14 protein-coding genes are annotated in these 14,292 nt (G+C 61.0%); 4 read left to right on the top strand and 10 right to left on the bottom strand.

Annotated elements, in window-relative coordinates; translation table 11 throughout:
* The first annotated feature begins 132 nt into the window (after positions 1 to 132).
* Positions 133 to 2,358, top strand: a complete 2,226-nt coding sequence (ybiO, locus tag AWX27_RS09200; RefSeq protein ID WP_060421260.1) for a mechanosensitive channel protein — start codon at positions 133 to 135, stop codon at positions 2,356 to 2,358.
* On the opposite strand, the gene AWX27_RS09195 is transcribed toward ybiO, so the two are convergent.
* The 5 genes from AWX27_RS09195 to rlmF all read right to left on the bottom strand — a co-directional run bounded on the left by AWX27_RS09195 (position 2,355) and on the right by rlmF (position 7,339).
* Positions 2,355 to 3,365 carry an alpha/beta hydrolase family protein gene (locus tag AWX27_RS09195; protein WP_060421257.1) on the bottom strand — a complete coding sequence of 337 codons (1,011 nt, stop codon included), beginning with the start codon at positions 3,363 to 3,365 and terminating at the stop codon, positions 2,355 to 2,357. The two genes, ybiO and AWX27_RS09195, sit on opposite strands and share 4 nt — an antisense overlap.
* Entirely contained in the window at positions 3,353 to 4,009 is a 657-nt protein-coding gene (locus AWX27_RS09190; protein WP_060421253.1) for a GNAT family N-acetyltransferase, read from the bottom strand. The genes AWX27_RS09195 and AWX27_RS09190 overlap by 13 nt, the downstream gene beginning before the upstream one ends.
* Before the next feature lie 11 nt (positions 4,010 to 4,020).
* Complete coding sequence (locus AWX27_RS09185) at positions 4,021 to 4,590, bottom strand: TetR/AcrR family transcriptional regulator (RefSeq protein WP_060421250.1); 570 nt, start codon at positions 4,588 to 4,590, stop codon at positions 4,021 to 4,023.
* A gap of 183 nt (positions 4,591 to 4,773) precedes the next feature.
* Positions 4,774 to 6,078 (bottom strand): methyl-accepting chemotaxis protein, encoded by a 1,305-nt coding sequence (locus tag AWX27_RS09180; RefSeq protein WP_060421247.1) that lies wholly within the window; start codon positions 6,076 to 6,078, stop codon positions 4,774 to 4,776.
* A 295-nt stretch (positions 6,079 to 6,373) separates the two neighbouring features.
* Positions 6,374 to 7,339, bottom strand: a complete 966-nt coding sequence (gene rlmF / locus AWX27_RS09175; RefSeq protein WP_169318174.1) for a 23S rRNA (adenine(1618)-N(6))-methyltransferase RlmF — start codon at positions 7,337 to 7,339, stop codon at positions 6,374 to 6,376.
* Positions 7,340 to 7,457: 118 nt separating this feature from the next.
* Here rlmF and AWX27_RS09170 point away from each other — a divergent pair, with 118 nt between their 5' ends.
* Both AWX27_RS09170 and AWX27_RS09165 read left to right on the top strand, forming a co-directional pair.
* Entirely contained in the window at positions 7,458 to 8,087 is a 630-nt protein-coding gene (locus AWX27_RS09170; protein ID WP_049200915.1) for a flavin reductase family protein, read from the top strand.
* 170 nt (positions 8,088 to 8,257) lie between these two features.
* Entirely contained in the window at positions 8,258 to 8,518 is a 261-nt protein-coding gene (locus tag AWX27_RS09165) for a multiple stress resistance protein BhsA (protein WP_015377148.1), read from the top strand.
* A 68-nt stretch (positions 8,519 to 8,586) separates the two neighbouring features.
* Here AWX27_RS09165 and AWX27_RS09160 read toward each other — a convergent pair whose 3' ends face one another.
* On the bottom strand, positions 8,587 to 9,003 hold the full coding sequence (locus AWX27_RS09160) for a putative T6SS immunity periplasmic lipoprotein (RefSeq protein ID WP_060421244.1): 417 nt from the start codon (positions 9,001 to 9,003) through the stop codon (positions 8,587 to 8,589).
* Positions 9,000 to 9,539, bottom strand: coding sequence for a hypothetical protein (locus AWX27_RS09155; RefSeq protein ID WP_047728227.1), 540 nt, complete (start codon positions 9,537 to 9,539; stop codon positions 9,000 to 9,002). Before AWX27_RS09155 ends, AWX27_RS09160 begins: the two co-directional genes overlap by 4 nt.
* Positions 9,540 to 9,920: 381 nt before the next feature.
* Here AWX27_RS09155 and AWX27_RS09150 point away from each other — a divergent pair, with 381 nt between their 5' ends.
* The gene (locus AWX27_RS09150) at positions 9,921 to 10,556 is read left to right on the top strand and encodes a carbonic anhydrase (RefSeq protein ID WP_060421241.1); all 636 of its coding nucleotides are present in this window, start codon (positions 9,921 to 9,923) and stop codon (positions 10,554 to 10,556) included.
* Positions 10,557 to 10,619: 63 nt separating this feature from the next.
* Here AWX27_RS09150 and AWX27_RS09145 read toward each other — a convergent pair whose 3' ends face one another.
* The 3 genes from AWX27_RS09145 to AWX27_RS09135 are packed head-to-tail and all read right to left on the bottom strand — an operon-like array spanning position 10,620 to position 14,150.
* Positions 10,620 to 12,476: a M3 family metallopeptidase gene (locus tag AWX27_RS09145; protein WP_060421238.1), complete on the bottom strand. Its 1,857-nt coding sequence runs from the start codon at positions 12,474 to 12,476 to the stop codon at positions 10,620 to 10,622.
* Between the two features lie 46 nt (positions 12,477 to 12,522).
* Positions 12,523 to 13,482, bottom strand: coding sequence for a DNA-binding protein YbiB (ybiB, locus tag AWX27_RS09140; RefSeq protein WP_060421235.1), 960 nt, complete (start codon positions 13,480 to 13,482; stop codon positions 12,523 to 12,525).
* A gap of 38 nt (positions 13,483 to 13,520) precedes the next feature.
* On the bottom strand, positions 13,521 to 14,150 hold the full coding sequence (locus AWX27_RS09135) for an FMN-binding negative transcriptional regulator (protein WP_060421232.1): 630 nt from the start codon (positions 14,148 to 14,150) through the stop codon (positions 13,521 to 13,523).
* Positions 14,151 to 14,292: the final 142 nt, after the last annotated feature.

Here is a 14,292-nt window from a genome sequence, read left to right as displayed (position 1 = left end):
GCGCCACGCGCCCGCCGCTTTCATTCCGCACGCTCTCCCACGCCCCAGCGCGCCATCTTTCCTACTATATTGATTGTTTTTCATCGTATTGCTTTTACATCCGCCGATCACAGAACGCCAAAGAGAGGAACAATGCCGCCAAACGCAGACTCCCGACGAGGTTCTCATCTGCGAGAACACCTGCTTTTCCTGCTGCTGTTGCTGACCCTGAACGTCTTCGCACCACCGGCCCTGGCGCAAAACGCGCCGCCCGCGCCCGCCGACAAGAGCGAGCAGCAGAAAGCCGCCTACGCCGCGCTGGCCGATCTGCTGCAGGACGACAAAGCGCGCGCGGAACTCATCAACCACCTGAAACAGGCCGCCAGCGACCCCCACGCCACCGCCCCGGCAACGCCGGTGGAATCAACGCCGGCGACGCTGAGCGACAGCCTGAACTCGCTGGCGCAGGAAGGCATCGGCACCTTTAACCAGAAGCTCGGCGCGCTGCAAAAGCTGATCGATTCCGGCCCGAAGCGCGTTTTCAATCCCGCCGGCTTTTTCCGCGCGCTGGGCTACTTTCTGCTGACGGTGGCGGTCACCTTTGCGCTGTTCCACCTGATCCGGCGGCTGATCGCGCCGCTGTACAAGCGCATGGGCAGTTGGGGGCACAACGCCCGGCTGCAGCGTGGCCCGTGGTATAAACGCCCCGCCGCCATTCTCGGCGCTTTCGCCGTCGATCTGCTGGTGCTGCTGCTGGCGCTGGCGGCGGGCAACCTGTTCGCCCGCCACGTCCACGCCGACAGCGCCACCATTCTGCGGTTGCAGACCCTGTTTCTCAGCGCCTTCGCGGTGATTGAGTTCTTCAAGGCGGTGCTGCGGCTGATTTTCGCCCCCAACTTCGACTACCTGCGCCCCTTCCCCTTCAGCGACCCGAGCGCGCGCTACTGGAACACGCGCCTCGCCTGGCTCAGCGGGCTGATCGGCTACGGCCTGATGGTGGTGGTCCCGGTGGTGGCGGTGCAGATCAGCTACCCGGCCGCCGCCGCCGTCAACCTGGTGGTCATGCTGGCGCTGACGCTGTATGCCATCTGGCTGATCCTGCACAACCGCAAGCCGATACAGCAACAGATCAACCTGCTGGCCGAACGGTCGATGGCGTTTTTCAGCGTGATCCTGCGCGGCCTGGGGCATATCTGGCACCTGCTGGCGATCGCCTATTTTCTGGTGTTGTTCGTGCTGTCCCAGTTCGACATCGGCAACAGCCTGCGCTTTATGATGAGCGCCACGGTGAAAAGCCTGCTGGTGGTCGGCGTCGGCGCTCTGCTGTCCGGCATGCTGACCCGCTGGATTTTCCGCCGCATTTCGCTGCCGACCGACGTCAATCTGCGCTATCCGATGCTTGAGCGGCGCATCAACTCCTATATTCCCAACGGGTTGAAGATACTGCGGGTGATGGTGGTGCTGGCGGTGACGCTGTTCCTGCTTGACGCCTGGCACCTGATTAATCTGTACCAGTGGGCAGGCAGCGAAAATGGCCAGCGGACGCTCGGCGGGCTGGTGCATATCCTGCTGATCCTGCTGATCGCCGTGTTCAGCTGGACGCTGATGGCCAGCATCATCGAGCACCGCCTGGCGTTGGAGCTCAGCAACGGCGTGCGGCCGAGCGCGCGCGAACGCACGCTGCTGACGCTGTTTCGCAACGTGCTGGCTATCGTTATCAGCACCATTACCGTGATGATCGTGCTGTCGCAGGTCGGGCTGAACATCGCGCCGCTGCTGGCGGGCGCCGGCGCGCTGGGGCTGGCTATCAGCTTCGGCGCCCAGACGCTGGTGAAAGACGTGATTACCGGCGTATTCATCCAGTTCGAAAACGGCATGAACACCGGCGAATACGTCACCGTCAGCGGCATCACCGGCACCGTGGAGCGCATGACCATTCGCTCGATTGGCCTGCGCGACGACTACGGCGTCTACCACATCGTGCCGTACTCCTCGATCACTACGCTGGCCAACTATGCGCGTGAGTTCGGGGTGTATCGCGCCAACTACACCGTCAGCCGCGACGAGGATATCGATCGGGTCAATGAGGTGCTGCATCAGGCCGTCGCGGCGCTGAAGCAGGATGAGCAGGTGAAGCATTTCCTGATTGGCGAGCCGGTCTTCAACGGCGTGGTGGCGCTGGGCGACCGCTCGTTCACCACCCGCGTGACGGTGCGCACGCAGGCGCTGAAACAGTGGGTGGTGCAATACGCCCTCGATCGGCTGGTGAAAATCCATTTCGATCGGGCCGGCATCGGCATGCCTCAGCAGGCGATGCAGATCTCCCGCGCGCCGCAGCCGCACGAAGAACAGGCACCGCCCGCGGCTCCCGGCGGTTAGCGCCCGCGCCCGCAGGGCTGAGCGGCCAGGAAGGCCGCCACGTCCTGTCGGTAGGCGTCGTATTGCACCGAGCGCGGCGCAAACAGGCCCACCACGTTGATCAGCCACGGATGGCGGGCGAACAGCGGTTTGATCATCACGTGGTCGGCTTCGTCGATGCGCGTTACCGTCAGCAGCGAGGCCGGGATCGTTTGCCGATACACGCGCTCGGTTTCGTCCGCGTCCACGTTGACGTCGCGCCCGCCCAGGATCAGGTGCACCGGCGTGTTGAAATTCCGCAACCCCGCCGTCGCGTCGCTGGCCATGTTGGCGCGGATAAAGCGCCAGCGGTCGGCGCTCAATGCGGCGGCGGCGCCATACTCGCGGCGGTACTGCGCGTAGCCGTCCGGTTGTTCGAGCAGCGTCTGAATGTGGCGCCAATGCGCCTCGCGCGCCTGGATTTGTGCTTCATCATCCCCCGCGGCCGCCATCGCCGCCCGGGTGTTATAGCGCCCCTGCCGCAGCCAGTTGATCGCCGGCGCCAGCGCCAGCGTGAAGGCGATGTCGGGGCGTAAACGCGCCACCTCCGGCATCACCCACCCCGCCTGGCTGGTGCCCCATAGCCCCACGCAGCGCGCATCGAAGCGCCCGTCTCGCCGGGCCCAGTCGATGATATCGGCGGTTTCCCGCGCGCGATCCGCCATGGTCTGATGCAGCCAGTTGCCGCCCGAGCCGCCAACGCCCGGCTTATCGAAGGATAAAACCGCGTAGCCCTGCTGCGCCATCGCCTCCCAAATGCCGAAATAGCCTTCGTCGCGGCTGGCGTTAGCCGGCCCATCGCCGTGCACGAACACCACCACGCCGGGCTTGACCGGCGCATGCTGCGGCAACACCAGCGTGCCGGTCAGCCGGTTGCCGCCGGCGATCACCGTGACCGGTTCGGTGACGAAGCGAAAGTCGTTGACGAAAATGACCCACCCGAGCGCCAGCAGAAACAGCACCACGCTGCACAGTCCTATTTTGCGCACGTCGCCTCCCCGCAGCGTCTCTCCATCAACACCCAATCGGCCTGACCGAACAGCCATCCCAACGAAGCGTAATGCTCTTCACACCGCACCTGAAAACCACAGCGCCGATACAGGCGCAGCGCATCCACGTTGCGCCGGCTGACGTGCAGGCTCAGGCGCCGCCCCGAACCCTGCCCGGCAGCGTAGTCGTTCATCCACTGCAGCAGCCGCTTGCCCACCCCTTTGCCGCGCTGATTCTCGGCCACCGCCAAGTAAGAGAGATACAGTTCATCGGCCGCCGGGGTGTGCCGCAACACCGCCATTTGCAGATACATGCGCCAAACGTTCAGCCAACCATAGCGGCGGCACAGCCGCCAAATCGGCAAAGTGCGCGGACGCCACCCGGCGTTGTTCTCGCCAGCGGCCGCATTGAGGGCAAAGGCCGCATTGAGGGCAAAGGCCGCCACCACCTGTTCATCCTGCTTCACCACGAAGCTGTGCTCCCGGCTGCCGCCTTGCTTCCAACGCCACAGCCGATAGAACAGACGCCACTGAAGGCGGGGGCTCAGACGGCGCGCGCGCTGAAACTTGTCGCAGAACGCGGCGTAGATCAGCGCCGCCGTTTGCAGGCGGTCAGCATCGTGGTACGGCTCAATGTGCAGCATATCCACCTCGACTAGGGATGCCGGTAGAGCAGCTGTTCCAACAGCCGCACCGGCGTGGTCTCCTCCGGCGCGGACGACGCAAAGATCGCCTGCCGCCAGGCCTGACTTTCGATCACGTCCAACACCAGCTGCGCAAGCGGTAACGGCGCTATCGCCGGTGCAATCTCACCGGTTTGCTGAGCCTCGGCGATAACCGTCGCCAGCGCCTCAATCAGCTGCCGCTGGTTGGCGCCGAACGGCTCGGCCAACGCCGGGTTGCGCGCCACCTCCGCCACGATCTCCGCCGACAGCTGCACATTGGCCGGCTCAGCGACAAAAGCGTGATAGGCGGTAAAAAAGGCCGACAGCGCCTGCTTCGGCCGCTTTCTCTCGGCCCACAATCCGGCGGCAAACTCGGTGAATACGCCGTTTTCCAGCAGCGCAATCTCGCCGATCAACGCCTCCTTGCCGGTAAAGTGGTTATAGAGGTTGCCGACGCTGACGCCCGCCGTCTGCGCGATATCCCGCATGCTGGTCTGGTGAAATCCCTTATGGGTAAAGCTGTGCAGCGCGGCCTCGACAATCTTTTCTCGGTTTCCCATCGGCAACTCCCGAAACGGTGAAGGGGGGCGCCTGGCGCCATCGAATAAACATTAATGAACGAGCGTTCGTTCACATTTAAGGATAGCATAGGCCGGTAAAATTGAACCACGGCTCAACGGCGTGTGAATCGGCGGGAAGATAAAAACGCCGCCCCTGTTTTCGGCGGGCGGCGTGGTGAAAACTCAGTGCAGCGCGTCGCCCTGCTTCACCGACGTAAACGCCTGCATCAGTTTCACGACGTCGTGCATGCCGATGTTGACCTGGTTGATCACTTCCCCGGCATCGTGGGTCAGCGCCACACCGCCGCCGGCCTGCTCTACGCAAGTTGCCATGCCGGCAATCGCCGCCGCCACGCCTTGCTGGATAGACTTGGTCATGCGTTCGATCTCGGTCGCCGCCTTACGCGACTGTTCCGCCAGCGTGCGCACTTCGTTGGCGACCACCGCAAAACCGCGCCCGTGCTCACCGGCATGGGCGGCTTCGATCGAGGCGTTAATCGCCAGCAGGTTGGTTTGGGAGGCGATTTTACGAATGGCTTCGACGATGGTGCCGATCTGCTGAGAACACTTACCGAGCTCGGTGACCACGTCCGAGGTTTCGCGCGCCGCCGCTTCGACCTGCTGCATGCCTTTCACCGCCTGCTGCACGATGATCGCGCCCTGCGCCGCCTGCCGATCGGTATCGAGCGACAGATGATGCGCGTTACGCACCATCTCTTCTTCGTGCTGCTGCTGTTGCATCAGCCGGGTGATGTCCTGGGCAATCTTCACCACTTTCACCACCTGGCCTTCGTTGTCGAGGATCGGGTTGTAACTGGCCTCCAGCCATACCCGTTCGCCGCGCCGGTTGAGACGCTCAAAACGCCCGGTGATGAACTCGCCGCGCGCCAGGCGCTGCCAATGCCGCCGATAATCGTCGGAAGCGGCGAACGCCGGCGGGCACAGCACCGCATGCGACTGCCCGCACGCCTCTTCCAGCCGATAGCCCATCAGCGCCAGCATATTGTCGTTGGCGCTGACAATGGTGCCCTGCGGCGTGAAAGCGATCATCGCCATCGATCGATTCAGCGCCGCCAGCAGGCTGCGGTGTTCCTGCGCCTGAGTCACTCGCTCGGTCACCTCGCTGGCGATCTTGACGATTTCCACCACCTTACCCTGTTTATTCAGCACCGGCGCGTAGGTGCCCTGCAGCCATACCGCCTCGCCGTTTTTCGAGATGCGCTTTATGGTGTCCGTGATGGGTTGCCCCTTATTCAGCGTCTCCCAATGCTTGCGATATAACGGGCTGGCGACATAGTTCGGATCGCAGAAAATACGGTGATGCCGGCCAATCACATCATCGCGTTGAAATCCCAGCGTGCTGAGGAAAAGATCGTTGGCGCGCAATACCGTGCCGTCGGGCGAGAAGACGATCATCGGAACGGCGTGTTCTATCGCGCTCAGCTCGGCGCCTTTGTGGGTAGTTAACTGACTGAATCGTAACAGCATAAGGTGTAGTCCTTGTGGCAGAAGATGGCGCTTTTCTTATTTTTGCCTGGCCACATGCCGCGCCCACACGCAGACGTGCCATCGCGGAAGGAACGGGCAGCGCCGTTCCTTCTGGTTATTGCTATTAACCGGATTAAATTTATTTATTCAGTAAAGTAATTATTAGAATTTAAATAAACCAACAGCCTAAGATTTTTATTATTAAACCCGTATTGAGAATAACGTAAGTGATGAAAATTGAAAGGTAAAATGCGGATTTTTGTCGGCGCCGGCAGGATAACCGGCGCCGGAAGGGTTAGCGCCAGCGTTCGGCTGCCCAGGCGGCCTGTTGCTCGGCGTCGTGGAAGGTCCAGGCGACGAAGCGGCTGATCTTCTGCCCTTGCGCCATCTCGATGGTGCGCACCTCGGCCGCGCCCGCCACCTTCAGCGCATGATAAATGGCCGGCAGCGTGGTGTTTTTCGAGATGAGCGAAGTGAACCACAGGCAGTTATTGGCCTTGCCGACGCTCTCTTCCACCATCTTGCGCACGAAGGCCTCTTCGCCGCCTTCGCACCACAGCTCGTTGTTCTTGCCGCCGAAGTTTTGCACCGGCTTGGCGGCCACTTCCCCTTTGCCCAATTTGTGCAGCTTGCGGCGGGTGCTGGCGCGCGCTTCCTGCTCGGACGCATGGAACGGCGGGTTGCACAGGGTGGCGTCGAATTTCTCGGCCGCGCCGATGATGCCGCTAAAAATCAGCTCAGGCTGTTTTTGCAGCCGCAGACGCACGCTGTTACGCAGCGTCGGGTTCATCTCGACGATCATCTTGGCCGAGTTGAGCGACACCGGATCGATTTCAGACCCGGTGAAACGCCAGCCGTATTCGCGCAGGCCGACGATCGGGTAGATGCAGTTGGCGCCGACGCCGACGTCGAGGATCGCCACACCCTTGCCGCGCGGGATCTCACCGCCGTTGCTGGTCGCCAGCAGATCCGCCAGGTGGTGCAGATAATCGGCGCGGCCGGGGATCGGCGGGCACAGGTAGTCCGCCGGAATATCCCAGTGTTCAATGCCGTAAAAGTGTTGCAACAACGCACGGTTGAGCATTTTCACCGCCGCCGGATCGGCGAAGTCCACCGAGACATCGCCCCAGGCGTTCGGCTTCACGAACGGCGCCAGCGCCGGGCAGCTGGCGATCAGCGCCGGGAAGTCGTAGCGCGAACGATGACGGTTGCGCGGATGCAGGCCGCTTTTCTGCTGCGGGAAGGTTTTCTTTTTTTCCACCGTGACGGGCTCTCTTGAAGGTATTTCCGACGCGTAAGATAACACATCCGGCCCGCAATGGCGCAGCGGCGGGAAACCCGGCACAATGAAAGCTTCATCGATTGCCACAGGGTCCCCCATGAGCCGTGAATCTCGTTATTATTATGAACCCGCCGCCGGCCACGGCCTGCCGCACGATCCGCTGAACGCCATCGTCGGCCCGCGCCCCATCGGCTGGATCTCTTCCCGCAGCGCCGCCGGCTTGCGCAATCTGGCGCCCTACAGCTTTTTCAACTGCTTCAACTATCGCCCGCCCATCATCGGTTTCGCCAGCACCGGCTGGAAAGACAGCGTGGCGAATATCGTGGAAACCGGCGAGTTCGTTTGGAATCTGGCGACGCGCCCGCTGGCGGAAGCGATGAACAACAGCGCCATCAACCTGCCGCGCGGCGAGGATGAATTCGCCTTCGCCGGCGTCACGCCGCTGCCCGGGCGCAGGGTCAAAGCCGAGCGCGTGGCCGAAAGCCCGGTGAACTTCGAATGCCGCCTGACCCAGTGCATTCAGCTGCAAACCGCCGCCGGTGAACAGGTGGAAACCTGGCTGGTATTGGGCGAGGTGGTGGCGGTGCACCTCGATCCGGCGCTGCTGGACGAACACGGCGTCTACCAGACCGCCGCCGCCGAACCTATCCTGCGCGCCGGCGGCCCGACCGCCTACTATGGCATTTCCGAACAGCACCGTTTCGATCTGGCGCGCCCGACGCGCTGATCGTCTCCCCCCGTTTAGGCAGAAGATGAACGGGGGAATAAACAATCAAAAAATCTGAACAAAACCATCAACACTCTCCGATTTCATCCCGCCTGTCACTGCGCAATAATCTTCCCATCGAAAGGCAACCCCCCCTTTCTCCCTAATTAACTTTGACAGGAATGACGAACATGAAAACCATCAAAACTTTTGCTGCTGCTATCGCCCTGGCCACCGTTTCTTTCACCACTTTCGCCGCTGAGCACGTCAGCGCCCAGGATGCCGCCCAATTCGAAAAAGCCGGCGTGATCGTCGCCAGCGGCGCGACCGACCTGAGCAGCCTGAAGTCTCAACTGGCCGCCAAAGCCGATGCGGCAGGCGCCAAGGCCTTCACCATCACCTCCACCAGCGGTAACAACCTGATGCACGCCACCGCGGTTATCTACAAATAATCACCGCCCCAGACGTCAAAAAGCCCGCCGGCTATCACCCCGGCGGGCTTTTTTTATGTTCAAGTGCATTAGCGCTGAATGGGTACAACAGCGAGTTTCTTACCGTCTGCTTTGTCAGCAACCAATGTAAATTCAGTCCAATATTTGCGCGGCGCCTCATTTGACGCATTGCCGACCGTCGCAATCTCAACCGAATAGCTATGCCCAATCTGGAACCCGTCGAAAGCCACCGCCAAGCATTCGCCTGGCATGACCGCTATCGGTTGCTGACCTGGCGCAACAGAAGTGGACCATTCCGCCTTCCCGCCGACCCCCGGTTGATAAATTCCGATGCCCACCAGCTCGCGTTTTCCGGCAATATCGTCCGGCACGCTAATGCATACGCGATTGTTTTTAACGCTGACATTTGCCGGATAGAACCAGGGACGCTCCTGCACACAGCCGCTCAGTAATACCAACGCCACTAAAAAAGTCAGTTTTTTCATTTCATTGCCTTAGGGTTACGCGGCTCTTGGATGAACAACCGTAACACGGTTTCATAGCGAGTTTTAAGATCTGGCCCTTCCAAGCCAGCCATCCGTTTGTTACGACGCCACTCTTCTCGACTAAAACGAATAAGTAAAAAGTAGTCGGCAAGGATGGAGGCCTGCTGCTCCATTCCGTAATCAGCGAGAGTGTTATAGTTGGGAAGAGAGTATTCATAAGTTGCCGCCCAGCTCATGGTGCCTCTGAGCAACACATTCATCTTCATTTGATACTGCCAAACATGCGCCATTTCATGGATAAACCAATGTTGAAAACCCGCGCTCTCTCTTGAATAATCTTCACGAAAATTCTTTGGAGTGAAATAAATTTCACCGTTCGGTGTAACGGCCGTATTGTCATTTTGCAAACCAAAAGGGAAATAACCCGCGTTATGCACACTCACCCTCGAGTAATCGATAGCATTCTTAAAAATGATCTGGGCAACTCCTATCTCACCCACGGTGAGCTTTCGCGCCATTCCTTTAGCCGTAATCATATCGTCAGCTCCATTGACAAGTGAAAGAATACCCTAGCATAAATAGCCACCTTGTACGGGAATGCCCTGATAGTTTGGGATAATTCTCCCGGAAAAATTGATGGTCTCTCCTCGTTATTGCGGAACAAATTTTTATTTATGATGGACTAAATAAAATATATTTATTATTTGAATGAGTAGGGTAACTGGTTTCTAACCGTCCGCTTCTTCAGCACTCCACGCGTAAACGAACCGGACAATGCTGCCGAAAACGGGTAGAAACCCCGTATTTAATGGGGTTTGCAGGGGGGATGAGCACACATTTTTTTACCACCCCATTGCTGGACTAACGGGAGAGGATGATTATCATGTTACGCAGACTACAGATGCAGAGAGCGTTGTATGCAACATATTATTGAAGGTTTCCTCAGTTTCCAGAAAGAGATTTTCCCGCAGCGTAAGGAACTCTTTCGCAGCCTGGCCTCCAGCCAAAATCCTAAAGCGCTGTTTATCTCCTGTTCTGACAGCCGCCTGGTGCCCGAGCTGGTGACGCAGCAAGAGCCTGGGCAACTGTTCGTTATCCGCAACGCCGGTAACATCGTCCCTTCCTTTGGCCCGGAGCCGGGTGGGGTTTCTGCGACTATCGAATACGCGGTGGTGGCGCTGGGCGTGACTGATATCGTGATTTGTGGCCACTCGAACTGTGGCGCCATGAAGGCTATCGCGTCCTGCCAATGCCTCGATCCCATGCCTGCCGTTGCCCACTGGCTGCACTACGCGGATGCGGCCAAAGCGGTGGTCGAGAAGAAAACCTGGAATAGCGAAACAGACAAAGTTAACGCTATGGTGGAAGAGAACGTTATCGCCCAGCTAAATAATATCAAAACCCACCCTTCTGTGGCGGTGGGTCTGCGCAACAGCGGGCTGCGCCTGCACGGCTGGGTGTACGACATCGAAAGCGGCGAAATTAGTACGCTGGACAGAAACACCAAGAGCTTCGTGTCCCTGGCTGATAATCCCGACGTCTATTTCGAATAAAATAACGCCCGGTTTTAACCATTAAATAAAATCCACGCTGCCGCGTGGATTTTATTGTCAGCCTTAAACCAAACGTGCCTCTATCGCCGCGGCGAAGTCGCGGCACATCCGTTCGTCACCGTCGGCGTTGTCCGCCAATACCGTCTCGCCGTCCACCACCCGAATGTGCGCCTCCAAATCGAAATCCGCCGGCGGCTGCGGGCGCGCGGCGGCGGCGGCCATCGTCTGCTGCGCCTCGCGCCACGCCTGCGCCACCGTCTGGTTACAGGCCTGCGCCAGAGAGTCCGGGTTGAACCCTTCGCCGGTCAGGCTGCGCAGCGTGTCGTCATGGCTGACGCTGTTGCCCGGCAACCAGTAGTGTTGCGCCAGATCCGGGCCAATGGCCGGGTTGTCCGTCAGGTAACCGTCGCGCTGCAGAAAGAACTGGCGGGTTTGTTCCACCGCCATCATCGCCAGCAGATAGCCCTGGTAAGAGCAGGCGGACTCCAGCGACAGCAGATGCGGGATCGCCAGCGTCGGGCGCGGGCTGCCGCTGATGCCGAGGATCTTTTGCTCGACCTCGCGCGCCAGCGCGGTGATGGCTTCCGGCGTGCGCTGCTCATCATCCCACTGATACAGCGCCCACTCGAAGTACGGCACCAGCAGGATATGGCGTTCGTTGAACGCGCGCATCGGCTGGCGCGCCGCGATGCCGGCTTCGATCAGCGCATCGGGCACCGCTTCGCCGGCGGCGTTTTTCGCATAGCGTTTCAACCAGTCGGCGTCGTCCAGCAGGCTGTCGCAGAACATCGACTGGGTTTCGGCATAGGCCATCGAGGTCGGCGGGAACTCCTGCGAGAAGCACGGCGCATTCTGGCGAATGTTGGCGAAATGCGCCGCGTGGCCGCCTTCGTGGAACAGGGTGTTGAGCCCGTAAGCGCCGCTGCCCACCTGCCCCGGCTGCGCCAGGCTGGTGAAGTTGATGCGCGCCGGCACCCATTCCCCTTGGCGCACAAACGGCGGCACCGGGCCGTGCATAAAGCCGTTCTCATACTTGCCTTTGCGCACCAGCAGATCGAGGTTCATCTCGGCGCCGCCAAAGCCGATGTGCAGGCGTTTGAAGCTGTCGACCCAGCGTTCCAGCGAACGCGAAAACGGGAAGTAAGGATCCAGTTGGCGGGTGACGTCGCCGGCGCTGGCGAAGCGCACGTTCCACGGCTCCAGCGCCTGGCTGCCCTTGTCGGCCGCCAGCTGCTGCAGGCTGCGCGCGTTGGCCTCGCGGGTTTCCCGCTCGAAACGATCCAGAATGGCGAACAGCTGCTCCGGCGTCATGCGCTCGGTTTTGTTCACCTTGTAGTCGAAATAGTTGCGATAGCCCATCTGGCGCGCAAAGCGGTTGCGCAGGCCAATCAGCTCCGGCAGGCCGTTATGCAGCAGCCATTGCTCCAGGTCGCGCAGCGCCTGCTGCGAGCTGCGGCGGTAGTCTTCGTTCGGGTTGGTCGCCTGGTTGGTCAACAGCTCGCCGAGCGAGGCCGCCACCCGCTGGCCGTCGACGTTCAGGTGCGTGACCTGATAGCCCTTGCGGCGCGAGTAGAGATCGGATTCGGCGTGGATGATCTGATCCAACAGCGCCTGCGCCTGCGGATCTTCAATGGCGTTACAGTCGAAGAAACGCAGCCAGCCTTGCAGGCCGTGGATCAGCGCATCGCGCTGCGCCTCCTGCGGCAGCGTTTCCAATCCGGCCAGCAGATTGCGGATCTCCGCCAGCCGGCGCGGTTCGGCGATAAAGCGCTTATAGGCGCTTTCCGCGGCGGAAAAGCGCGCCGACACGTCTTCACCGCCGGTGCCCATGTAGTTTTGCCAGAACAGCTCTTCTTTGGCGCGGTGTACGTCGAGGTAATCCTGGTTCAATTGATTGAAGTAATCGAGAGCCTGTTGCATAACCGTCCTTCTCAGCCGATGAGGAAATATCCCAGTATAGTCGCGCTCAGGCCTGATGCAGGCGCTGCAGCCCCTGTTCCAGCGTCTCGCTCTCGCCGACGGCCACCAGGCAACAGGCGATCTGCCGCTGGATGGCCTGCGGGATCGCCACCTCGCCCGCCAGGCAGCGCTCGGTCCAGCGCGCGGTGGTTTCCGCGTCTTTCGCCGCCGGCAACGTCGGCGTTTCATCCTGCAAGGTGCGCTCCAGCAACACGCGCTGTTCGCCGCCGGCAATATAATGAATCTGCGGGCAGCGCAGCGGGTTGGCGTAGGCTTCGCCTTCGGTGCCGTGCATCAACAGCCCGCGGGCGCCGATCTGGCGGAAAAACGACGCCACCCGGCCGACATACTCCGGGTGTGAGACGCTGGCGAGGCGCAGCGCATCCTGTTCGCCGAACGGCGTCGCCAGCTTGGCCAGCGTATGGGCGCTGTTGCGCACCCCCATGCGCCAACGCAACCCGAGCTGCCGCGCCAGCGGCGCCGACAGCGTGGAAACCGGCATGAATACCGCCTCGCCGTTATCGAGACGCTGCTGGGCGTGAGCGGCCTGTTCCGACCACGGCAGCCCCAGGGCGCGGAAAATCTCGGCGCTGGTCACGCGGGTACTGTCGTCCAGCACGCCATGCACCACCACCGGCAGGCCCACTTTCGCGAGCAGCAGCGCCAGCAGCGGCGTCAGGTTGGCCTGCTTGCGCGCGCCGTTGTAGCTCGGCAGCACCACCGGCAATGGCCGCCCCTGCGGCGCCTGCAGCAGCAACACCTGCTGCTGCATCGCCTGGTAGAAGCCCAGCATCTCCTCTTCGGCCTCACCCTTGATGCGCAGCGCGATCAGAATGCCGCCCAGCTCCAGCTCGGGGACCGCCCCGGCCAGCATCGCCTGATACAGCTCAAAAGCGGTCTGCCGGTCCAGGTCGCGCGCATGATTTTTGCCGCGGCCTATTTCTTTGATAATTTTGGTGTAATCCATCCGAAGGTTCCCCTTGCTCACTCTTCGGTTAGCATACCCTATCCGCGCCGCCGCTCAACCTCCGCCGCCAGCCGCCGCTGCGTTTCATCCCCTTCGCGCAGCCCGGCGATCACCCCATCGGCATCGTCGGCGCTGCGGTTTTGGCTCATCTTCCATTTGCCTTCGCGCCGGGTGACGGCGATCTCGATACCGACGATGCCTTTAAGCTGCGCGGCGATGTAGTTGGCCGGCGCGTCGTCGAGCCGCCAGGGCGCCGGGCGGCGCCCTTCCTGTTGCGCCGTCAGGTCGATCAGCTGGCGGCGCAGCCAGGCTGGGTCGTCCATCACCGTCGGCACGCCATACAGTTGCACCACGCTGTAATTCCAGGTCGGCACCACTTTGCCGGTCTGGCGCTTGCTTGGGTACCAGCCGGGCGACACATAACCTTCCAAACCCTGAAAAATCACCAGGCATTCCGCCGCCTGCTGCAGCCGCCGCCAGTGCTCGTTGGCGCGCGACAGGTGCGCCCGCAGCCGGATCTGCCCCTGTTCGACATCGGCCAGAAACGGCAGCGGATCGGCCGTCAATCCCTGCTCGCCGTGGCTGACCAATAGCCCCAACGGGTGGGCGCGCACCAGCGCCAGTTGGGCATCCAGATCGTCTTCGCAAAATGCGGCGGGTTGAAACATCAGTGTGGCTCCTTACGCTCTCTCATGATGACCACAGTAAAGCACCCGCCGGCGGCCTACTTAAGATCCGCTTTCTGACTATTTCGAGTGATCCGGTTTAACAAGATCAGGGCAATGCCCATCGCCAACAGATTAAATACCA

The sequence above is a fragment of the Serratia sp. 2880STDY5682894 genome (assembly GCF_001537385.1).
Taxonomy (GTDB): Bacteria; Pseudomonadota; Gammaproteobacteria; order Enterobacterales; family Enterobacteriaceae; genus Serratia; species Serratia nevei.
Note: the sequence above shows the minus strand (reverse complement) of the source record. Positions and strands in the feature narration are given on the sequence as shown.